We start from the raw sequence: 8,957 nt of genomic DNA, 5'->3' as shown, positions 1-8,957 counted from the left end.
CCTCGCGGCGGACCAACACCAACGCGCAGAAGCTTCGGCGCATGCTGGCGGGGTTCGTCTACTGCGCCTCGTGCGGGCACAAGCTGACCGGGAACGGCACGAACGGGACGCGGCTGTACTGCCAGCGGCGTGACGGCCGCTGTCCGGCCAAGGTCCGAATCGGGGAAGCCTTCCTCGTCGGGCTGGTCTCCCGTGCCGTGCGGGGGCGTCTCGACGAGCTGGTTCTCCGGCCTGTGGCCATGGACGACCCGGCCGCCGCTGAGCTGGBGACGTTGGAGGCCCGCAAGAGCGCGCTGGCGGACCGGTGGGCATCCGGGAAGATGGACGATGACGCCTACGACGATGCCCACAAGGCCATCGTCCGCCAGATCCGCGCGGCCGAGGCCCGGATGCACACCAGCGCGCGACGGCGCGCCACGCTGCCCGTGGAGGGCGCCGTGGGCTGGGACGGGCTSGGCGAGGACATCGCGGCCAAGCGGGTGATCCTCACCCAACTGATCGACGGTGTGATCGTCGGCGGAAACGGGACTGTCGAGGGTGATGATGTTCAGCGTGTGCGGATCGTGTGGCGAGACCTGAACGACCCCCGGTAGCCCACGTCACCGCAGAAGGCCCCGGCGTCTGCCGGGGCCTTCGTCGTACCTGCCCGCTATGACCCTTTGAGAGCCACACTGGCACGTTAGAACCGCCTTCCCCGCTGGCAGGGGGGGAGAGATTCCGTCCCTGGACCGTTAGCGGGCCGAGCGTGAAGGGGCCGAAGAGTCAGCGGGAGTGCCACCGTCACGGCGACACGCCGTTGCCCACGCCGTGACGGCGGCACGCTGTGCACGATTCTCGGCGGCCTGGGCGGCGCGCGGGCACCGTGCCGATAAGCGCCCCCTGCGGAGCAGGATGCGACGTCACAGCGGGATGGTGCAAAGCCAGCGACACGGCGCGTCGGTGGAACCAGGGCGCTGACCTGCGACGCTGTGACGTACGCGGCCGATGCCAGCGATCAATGGTCCACATTAACCAGTCCACTCTGACTATCCCCGCTGGGCACCCGACCCGCACAGCGATCTTGCACGACAACCACGGTTGTCGATTGCGAAGCGGCAGCTACCCGACCCGCGACGAAGCATCTCCTTGGCTGACAACCAAGGTTGCCGGTRTGGGTCGTAACGTGACGATCGTGCCGGCCGGCCGGCCGGGCTGCGCTGCCCGACCGCCTCGCCAGGCGCTCAGCGGCCCGGTGCCGCAGGTCGGCAACGTCCGGGGTGCAGGTCATAACGAAGGCCAGCGTCACGGGGCTCTCGCCCTTGCTGGTGCGGCCGGCACATCGTGCCAGCCGTGGCCGGGTGGGAACCGAAGGAGTTCCCGAAATCGGTAGCGACTCCGGGAGCGGTCCGGTAATCTTTCAGTCGCTGCCCGCAATCAACCAGAATCTGGGCTGCTTCGGCCTCGCTTATCGTCGCGGGCGCCACGGCTGATGCTCACGGAAGGAGACCAGCGCAATGACRCCACCGGATGACCTCGTCATCGTGGTAGAGGAGTTGGCCACGATCCAGGACCGCGGCGACTTTCAGACCTCTGATGGACCCGTCGGTGACAKCGGCGAGAACAGGGACGGCTAAGCATCGACGTTAGCTGTCGCCGTACGACCCTGCCTCTCTTTCATCTGTTTCGGTTGGTTTTTCATGGCGATCTGGGTGCAGGCCGAAGGAGCCACCATGTAAAGGATGTTGATGGATCATCAGCTCATCCGCGATATAAAGACCGCGTTGGCATGGTCCAGACCCAGCTCGACACCCTCCCGGTTCCTACGGGGGACTCTTCCTGATTCTGGGATATGCCCCAGGGTGCTCACGCCGACCAGATTTCTAGACCTGATAATGAGACGAAGCCTTGTCTCGCCCCAGATGCGGTGCTTTCAAAACGAATCAGAGCTKCATCCAAACTCCTTGCTTCAGATGAACACGACGAGGCGAGGGCAGGTCACTCCGATGGTCGATATGCGCCGGCTGGCCGGACTTTTGCAATCAGGCTGCACCCTGGTGTTGGACGCGGTCAACCACTTTGATCCGACGCTAGAGGTTGCGTGCCGAGCGTTTCAATGGTGGTTGCGCGCGCCTGTGCAGGCGAACGTGTACCTCACAACGGGCGACGCGGCGGGTTTCTCCCTACACTGGGATGATCACGACGTCATCGTCCTACAGTTAGCTGGCGACAAAGAGTGGGAGGTCCKGGGTCCGTCTCGCCGTGCTCCCATGTACCGCGACGCCGCACCCAATACTGAGCCTCCCAAAGACATCGTGTGGTCTGGTACCGTGAATACCGGTGACGTGTTGTATATTCCCCGGGGCCACTGGCATCGGGCGAGCCGCACCAGCAGAGGTGACGGGTTTAGCCTTCATGCTACCTTTGGGTTCACGAGACGAACGGGCGTCGATTGGTTGGCTTGRCTTGCGGACCAGTCGCGCCGCGAAGAGGTGTTTCGGGAGGATCTGAATCAGCGGGGAGAAGACCCGAAAGAACATCAAAACGACGGMGAGAAAATTATTGTTGCCGCATCGCGTCTTCTTACGTCACATCCGCCGGCCCATTACTTGGAATCCGTGGCGCATGCCACCTCCGCAGGCCGGTATGTCTCCACAGCCGGCATTTTTGGTCCGCCATCCGCGGTCGTGTGCGTTACTGATTTTCCACCTCAGATAGAGACCCAGGGCGATACAGTGGCGGTCGCGACGGCGGAGAAACGGATCGTCTTCACCAGGAAAGCATTACCAGCCCTTGGGTTGCTTCTGTCGGGCAATCCTGTGTGCCTTGACTACGTATCGTCCGCAGCGGGGATCGATGGCGCGCGCCTTGGGGAGATACTTGTCCGGGAGGGCATATGCGCGGAACTGACTCCGGAATTATTCTCGGGCTATACCGGTCTGACCACAGACGGCAAGCTTTAGAGGATGCCYTTGCCGTTGGCATTCAATGCCTAGACACAAGCTACAACTATCATGGGTTCGACTCGCATCGCCTTCTCTCAAGCGTCGTGGGCGATTTACTTTCCATGTTCTCCATCTCGACGAAAGTCGGCTTCTTCCGAGAGTCCGGACGGGTAGTTCAYACCCTCGACCCCGGCCGGCTTCGCCGTGCGGTGGAGGAATCAGCGTGCGACCTTGGACGCATCCCGGACGTCGTCTTTCTGCATAATCCTGAGAAGTCCCTTGTGGGAGTGAGCCCCGTACAAGCCCGTGAGCGCTTGGATGCGGCGTGCGCGGCGCTGTATGAAGCGGTAGCCATGGGTCTGTGCGCGTCGTGGGGAATATCGTCCTGGGATACGGCGYCGCTGATCCGGGCGCTTGACGGCGATCTCTTCGCGAAGGCTCCCACGCCAGACGTGCTCATGGTCMGCGCGGGGCTGACGGTGCCGTCTGACCAGCTCGACGCGAGCGAGCGGGCGGCGCAACGTCTGGGCGTCCCGTCCGATCGCCTGTGGGGGATGAGCCCGTTCGGCGGGGACGCCGCACGCGACGTCTGGAAGAGAATTAAGGCGGCCACCTTTCTTCAGCCAAACGAAGAAGGGTCAAATGTGCAAGCCGTCTTCCGTGTGTCATATGAGCTGCCAAGAGTAACGCGGATAGCCGTGAGTTCCGGCAGCACAGACCATATGAGGGAACTTGTGTCAGCCGAAGCGCTAAAGGTTGACCTAGACCAGATCGCTCGTTATCGGCAGCTCCTCCGTGAGAGAGGCGCTCACATCTGAAGGTCTTTCACCAGCCTTTCGACAGCCTGACATGCCGGCTCGTGAAGCGGCCCTGAATACGAGGCGGGCGCGCTGACAATGTCCGCGCACAGAAATAGCGTCATGATCTTACCTGTCTTGCTTTCCAGTTCCTCTCTGTACTCTCGGTAGATGCGGCTAGCGAGGTCGGGAATTGCCAGGCTGTTGACCCACAGGTTCGCTGGATCCAATCCGCGCGGCGCCATTCCCCAGTCTTCCCAGTCAAGCAGCATGCATTCTGGTGCCGTGAGATTCGCCCAATTTAGGTCGGCATGCGYGGCTGACCATTGCTCGATCCTAGTGTCGATCTTGCCACCGCAGGCCCGACTGATTGCCAGGTCCACCCGCGCTTGCGTTATTGTCTCKGTGTGAGGAGTAGCTAGCCGGGTGGTCGAATGCCCGGCAAGCGCGGTCAGCGAAGATCTCAGYGTCGCCCACCACGCCTCAGAAAGGTCGGGATCGGTAGTGAGGATACCACCGGGTTTAACGGGATGATCCGCGACGAAATCTGTCTCGTCAGCCCTCCACATGAGATCCTGGTCGGGATCGTTCCAAGAGACGCTTTGCCTCCAGACGGGCCGGGCCACGCCATGAAGCATCGATGAGGTCTCTGTTCCGTTCCATCCCTGACCGGTCATCTTCTCTGGAGATCGAACCTCAACACGGACCCAGGTTCCTCTATCGCTGGCGAGGYCAATTGAGCGTCGCTTCCGCACGACCGCAGTTCGGTCAAAGTGAAYGTCTAGTGATCGCTCGACAYGTTTCAAGACGTCGTTATAGGACCCCGACCTGAGATCCAATTTAGCGCGGACGTTTGGCACGATGGAAACCCTATCTCTCTCGTCGCTCGGGCGGAGTGTCACCCGTCCGCCTGCGCTCAAGCGCCACGCGGACGGGCAACAATAGTGAAGACGTGTAAAATGCTATCTCGGCGCCCTATGGACACCGTATCGGCTGTCAGGCCRTGAACTCTCCATCCGTCACACCACGCACGAACGCCGACCATTCCGCACTGGTARAGACCAGCGCCGGCCCGGTTCCATGGTTCTTGCTGTCTCGTRGGGCGACAAGGCCGCCGTCAAGGAATGCAACCTCGACACACTCACCCTTAGCGTTGCTGTAGCTGCTCTTGCGCCACACCGCGCCGGAAAGATCGTGACTGTTCATGGTTCGAGACTCCTAGCTCGATCAATGAGCATCTTGGTGCTCKCGTCCCGCTCGGCCGCAGATTCCCACATCGCGCTGAACGACTCTTCGTATTGCTCTACCTCACGATCTTTCTCTAGATACAACGCTCCGGTAAGTCCCTCCACGTAAACCGTTGGCGGTTYCCCCGCTCRTCCGGTTCCGTTCTCGGGAAACCGAAGAACGACGAACGGACCCGACGTGACGCCCGCGTGTAGGCCGGCACTGAACGGCATTACCTTGATCGTGACATTAGGCAGCCGATTTACGYCCGCAATCCGTTCGAGTTGCTGCGCGAGCACCTTCGGGCCACCAACGGGGCGATGCAGAATCGACTCGCTGAGAACAACATTCAGGACCGGGGGATCGGTCACTCGGGTCAGCAACGCCTGCCGGGCCATGCGTACATGAACTCGCCGGTCTATTTCGTCGTTCTCGATATCGGGGTCTTCCGCTCTGATCAGGGTCCGTGCGTACTCCTCTGTTTGGAGGAGACCGGGAACGAGTTCCGACTGGTAGCACCAGAGGCGAGAGGCTGCCTCTTCGAGCCCGATGTACAGGTCGAGCCAGGCCGGGATGACGTCGCCGTAGCTGTGCCACCAGCCGCGCGCCTTCGTCTCCTTCGCGAGCCCCATCAGCGCCTCGGTCAGGTCGGTGGGTGCACCGTAGATCCGGCACATGATCTCTACGTCAAAGCTCCGAAGCGAGGTCAGCCCCGACTCGATGCGCCAGATCTTGGCTTCGGACCACTCCAGGCGCCGTGCGGCTGCCCGCACGGTCAGCCTCGCCTGGTTTCGAAGATCGCGTAGGTACCGGCCGAGCTGGCGGCGCGGCACGGTCGAGCCCGTCGTCGTGGTGCCTTCTGGCATCGCCCCTCCTTCGGTTTGAGGGTAGTCCATCACCCGAAATGAAAGACTCCGGTCGCTGTTTCGCAACAATATCAACATCTCTCAGCTTGCATTGTGAGTCTTGCATGTTGGGTCATCACGGTGTTTGACTTCTGCGTGACAGCAGGCGCGCCGAGAGTGGCCGCCTGGCCGCCTACGGCGCTGCCATCGGCGGACGCTCGCGTCTCTCTGCGTTGCCAAGGCGCCCTCCTCGGCGGCATCTGCCGCGCCCTGCTGTCTGCGGCACGGAGACGGAGGCGCGGCGCGAGGGCTACCCGTCGCAGACCGAAGGGAGAGAGTCCATGGACGAACGCCGGTTCGTGGTGTGGGACGCGGACGGACGACCGCTCGGGGCATTCCCCGACTTCGACACCGCCCACGAGTGGGCGCACGTGCGGATGCGGCAGGCGCGAACCCGCCTCCCCCTGACACTCGACGACCGTGTAGCGAAGGTCAGCCGCCGCCTATCCCACGCCCGCTGTGGGCTGGTGGCGTGGGCCGAATTCGCCGTGTTGCCCGGCTGTGACCTGCCCGCTCTCGGCGCAGCCGCAGCCGACACGGCGCGGCRCCAGCCTGCACAGCACTCACGGTCGTGACCATCCGGATCATCGGCCGCTCGGCGGCCGTCCGCGCGCTGACCGCCGCACGGGGCTCAGCATGACTGGTGACTCATCGCCTGTGATCCGGGTGGCCGTGGCGCACTTCCCGCCGACAGCCGCCGCCCTTCCCGACGTGCGCACGAGCACGGCCTGCACGCTCAGGGAATGGTCAGTCGACTCCGACACCGTCAACACTGTCGAACTCGTCGTTTGTGAATTGACATCGAATGCCGTGAAGGCGAGCCGCCCGGAAGACGTCGTGGCCATACGGCTCACCGCGACAGGAGAATACGTCCTTGTTGAAGTGCGGGACGGCAATGACACTGCTCCCCGTATCAAAAGCCCGGACCTGTTCAGTGAGGACGGACGCGGCCTGCTGATGGTCGACGCACTGTCGCGCCAATGGTCGTGGTGGAGAGTAAAGACCGGCGGAAAAGTTGTCTGGGCTGAGATTCCCGGTGGTTTGCAGGCCACGCCGCCGTCGACGCAGGCCCCTACGCCGATGCCGACGCGGCGACCGAGGGTCGGGCCGGAACCCACGGCGCCGGTCGTCTACCGCACCGACCCGGAGACCCTGCGGCGGGTCGCAGACGCGCTGCGCGCACTGGACCCGTGGCACCGGACCCCCTCCGGCCGACGCTAGCCCGAAGCCATCGCACACACGGCACGACGCATCGCAACCTGACCGAGAAAGGAGGGAACATGGGGCGAGCTGGTGGAAGAGCGGAACAGAATGCGCTACGGGTCCAGATGCTKGACGCGGGTATGACCCATGCGGAGATCGCTGACGAGTTCATGGTTCGTTATCGGGTTCGTCCTCGCACAGCTTTCCGGCAGGCGTACGGCTGGACGCTGACACGGGCCGCTGACCATATCAACGGCCACGCGGCCGAGCTTGGTATCGATCCGGACGGCGGGGCGCGGGTGACCGAATCCCATCTGTGTGAAGTGGAGCATTGGCCGGACGGGTATTCACGACGCAGGCCGACCCCGCAGATTCTCGCGCTGCTGGCGTCCACCTATGGAACGGACGTCCACATGCTGGTGGACGCCCGCGACCGCGCCCGGATGCGACCGGCTGACCGGCTGGTGATCGACGCCATGACGTGCCAACGTCAACCGGCCGACTGCCACCGCTGCCACCGCCGGGAACCGGCGGCGGCCACGCCCCGGGTGCCGAGGGCACGGCCGGACGCGCTGGCGTCGTCCGGGCGCCTCGCTGTGTCGGCATACCCCCTGCCGATCGGGTAGCCGTACCGGTCGCCGTGCCGGTCCCCTGTTTGAGCGGCGACCCCGCAAGGGCGCCGCTGGCGCAGGCCACCGGCTCCGCTGGGACTGCCCAAGGACAGCCCGACTCGTAGCCCTACAGGCCACGTGTTCACATCTGGACGACCTCGGCCGCTGGGCATCCGCACGCTCGCAGRCTCCCGCATGGGTCGCTACGTTCCTGTTCGGTATGAATTATCCAAACTTCCCGTCCGTCCGCCCACCGGAGCACCCATCGGCCCGCCCACCGGACCACCTGTAAAGATGGGTGGGTCTGAGATGTCGCACTGGCGCAGGTCAAAGCACCTGCCACACCCACCCAAGCACTCCGCGACTTAAGAGCGTGTCTTGCGTGGCTGCCCGGGGTACATATCGATCATGGATGTGTTGGGGAGCAGCCTTGCCGGGCGGCTGGTCCCGGACGAGTTGCGGGAGCTGGTGGAACCGCTGCTGCCCCGGTTCGAGGCCCGCTGGCAGGGCGGTGGGACTGCCCCGATCGAGGATCGGGCGGTGTTTACCGCGGTGGTCTACGTGCTGACCTCGGGGTGTGCTTGGCGGCATCTGCCGTCCGAGTTCGGGGTGTCGGTACCCACGGCGCACCGTCGGTTCCAGGCGTGGACCCGGGCGGGTGTCTGGCCTCGACCGCACCGCAAGATCTTGGATCTGCACGGTGTGGCCGGACGGGTCGACTGGTCATCGGCGATCGTGGACGCGGCCAGCCTGCGGGCAAAAAAGGGGGAAGCCTGACCGGTCCGAACCCGGTCGACCGCGGCAAACCGGGCTCGAAGATCCATGTCCTGACCGACGCGGGCGGGCTGCCGCTGGTCGTGGCGGTCTCCCCGGCGAACCTGCACGACAGCGGGGCCTTCGTCCCGCTGGTGGCCAGTATCCCGGCGATCCGTTCCCGCCGTGGCCCGCGGCGGCGCCACCCGGCCACGTTGCGTGCGGACAAGGCCTACGACCAGCCGGAACTACGGCGTTTCCTGCGTCGGCGCGGTATCGCGGTGCGGATCGCCCGCCGTGGTGTGGACAGTACCGAACGCCTCGGCCGGCACCGGTGGAAAGTCGAGAGAACCCTGGCCTGGCTCGGTGGCTACCGCCGCCTGAGCCCGCGTTACGAACGYAACGGCTACAACTTCCTCGGGTTCCTCTGCCTGGCTGCCGCGATCACCTGCTGGAAGAAGCTCCCACGCTCGACGTGAGACACGCTCTAATCTCCCTTGCAAGGAACCGCCGTCGCCTACGCGCCCAGAACACCGCCAT

At 64.1% G+C, this 8,957-nt stretch carries 10 protein-coding genes; 7 read left to right on the top strand and 3 right to left on the bottom strand.

Features of this window, described 5'->3' with window-relative positions; genetic code table 11:
- From CcI156_RS01460 to CcI156_RS27560, 3 genes are all read left to right on the top strand, one after another.
- Positions 1 to 593 (top strand): zinc ribbon domain-containing protein (locus CcI156_RS01460; RefSeq protein ID WP_217697662.1); only part of this gene is annotated, 593 nt, incomplete at its 5' end.
- 1,131 nt (positions 594 to 1,724) lie between these two features.
- Positions 1,725 to 2,939 carry a JmjC domain-containing protein gene (locus tag CcI156_RS01455; protein WP_076804065.1) on the top strand — a complete coding sequence of 405 codons (1,215 nt, stop codon included), beginning with the start codon at positions 1,725 to 1,727 and terminating at the stop codon, positions 2,937 to 2,939.
- Positions 2,873 to 3,739 carry an aldo/keto reductase gene (locus CcI156_RS27560; RefSeq protein ID WP_076804038.1) on the top strand — a complete coding sequence of 289 codons (867 nt, stop codon included), beginning with the start codon at positions 2,873 to 2,875 and terminating at the stop codon, positions 3,737 to 3,739. Before CcI156_RS01455 ends, CcI156_RS27560 begins: the two co-directional genes overlap by 67 nt.
- Here CcI156_RS27560 and CcI156_RS26500 read toward each other — a convergent pair.
- The 3 genes from CcI156_RS26500 to CcI156_RS01435 all read right to left on the bottom strand — a co-directional run bounded on the left by CcI156_RS26500 (position 3,730) and on the right by CcI156_RS01435 (position 5,811).
- Complete coding sequence (locus CcI156_RS26500; RefSeq protein WP_254847225.1) at positions 3,730 to 3,990, bottom strand: hypothetical protein; 261 nt, start codon at positions 3,988 to 3,990, stop codon at positions 3,730 to 3,732. The genes CcI156_RS27560 and CcI156_RS26500 overlap by 10 nt on opposite strands.
- A 724-nt stretch (positions 3,991 to 4,714) precedes the next feature.
- Positions 4,715 to 4,924, bottom strand: a complete 210-nt coding sequence (locus tag CcI156_RS01440) for a DUF397 domain-containing protein (protein WP_076804037.1) — start codon at positions 4,922 to 4,924, stop codon at positions 4,715 to 4,717.
- Positions 4,921 to 5,811, bottom strand: a complete 891-nt coding sequence (locus CcI156_RS01435; RefSeq protein ID WP_076804036.1) for a helix-turn-helix transcriptional regulator — start codon at positions 5,809 to 5,811, stop codon at positions 4,921 to 4,923. Before CcI156_RS01435 ends, CcI156_RS01440 begins: the two co-directional genes overlap by 4 nt.
- Positions 5,812 to 6,131: 320 nt before the next feature.
- Here CcI156_RS01435 and CcI156_RS01430 point away from each other — a divergent pair, with 320 nt between their 5' ends.
- The 4 genes from CcI156_RS01430 to CcI156_RS23795 all read left to right on the top strand — a co-directional run bounded on the left by CcI156_RS01430 (position 6,132) and on the right by CcI156_RS23795 (position 8,896).
- Positions 6,132 to 6,425 (top strand): hypothetical protein, encoded by a 294-nt coding sequence (locus tag CcI156_RS01430; RefSeq protein ID WP_076804035.1) that lies wholly within the window; start codon positions 6,132 to 6,134, stop codon positions 6,423 to 6,425.
- A 61-nt stretch (positions 6,426 to 6,486) separates the two neighbouring features.
- Positions 6,487 to 7,071 carry an ATP-binding protein gene (locus tag CcI156_RS01425; protein WP_023841921.1) on the top strand — a complete coding sequence of 195 codons (585 nt, stop codon included), beginning with the start codon at positions 6,487 to 6,489 and terminating at the stop codon, positions 7,069 to 7,071.
- 107 nt (positions 7,072 to 7,178) lie between these two features.
- On the top strand, positions 7,179 to 7,679 hold the full coding sequence (locus CcI156_RS01420; RefSeq protein WP_035729446.1) for a hypothetical protein: 501 nt from the start codon (positions 7,179 to 7,181) through the stop codon (positions 7,677 to 7,679).
- A gap of 393 nt (positions 7,680 to 8,072) precedes the next feature.
- Positions 8,073 to 8,896 (top strand): IS5 family transposase gene (locus tag CcI156_RS23795; protein WP_139168575.1). Its coding sequence is split into 2 segments (ribosomal slippage): positions 8,073 to 8,421 and positions 8,421 to 8,896, totalling 825 coding nucleotides; the frame shifts between segments, so codons are not numbered across the junction.
- The last annotated feature ends 61 nt before the right edge of the window (positions 8,897 to 8,957 follow it).

It is taken from the genome of Frankia sp. CcI156 (assembly GCF_001983015.1).
Taxonomy (GTDB): domain Bacteria; phylum Actinomycetota; class Actinomycetes; order Frankiales; family Frankiaceae; genus Frankia; species Frankia casuarinae.
Note: the sequence above shows the minus strand (reverse complement) of the source record. Positions and strands in the feature narration are given on the sequence as shown.

Excerpts from the sequence above, each read along its gene's own strand:
- CcI156_RS26500 (WP_254847225.1), bottom strand. The coding sequence starts at position 3,990 with ATGCTGCTTGACTGGGAAGACTGGGGAATGGCGCCGCGCGGATTGGAT.
- CcI156_RS01425 (WP_023841921.1), top strand. The coding sequence starts at position 6,487 with ATGACTGGTGACTCATCGCCTGTGATCCGGGTGGCCGTGGCGCACTTC.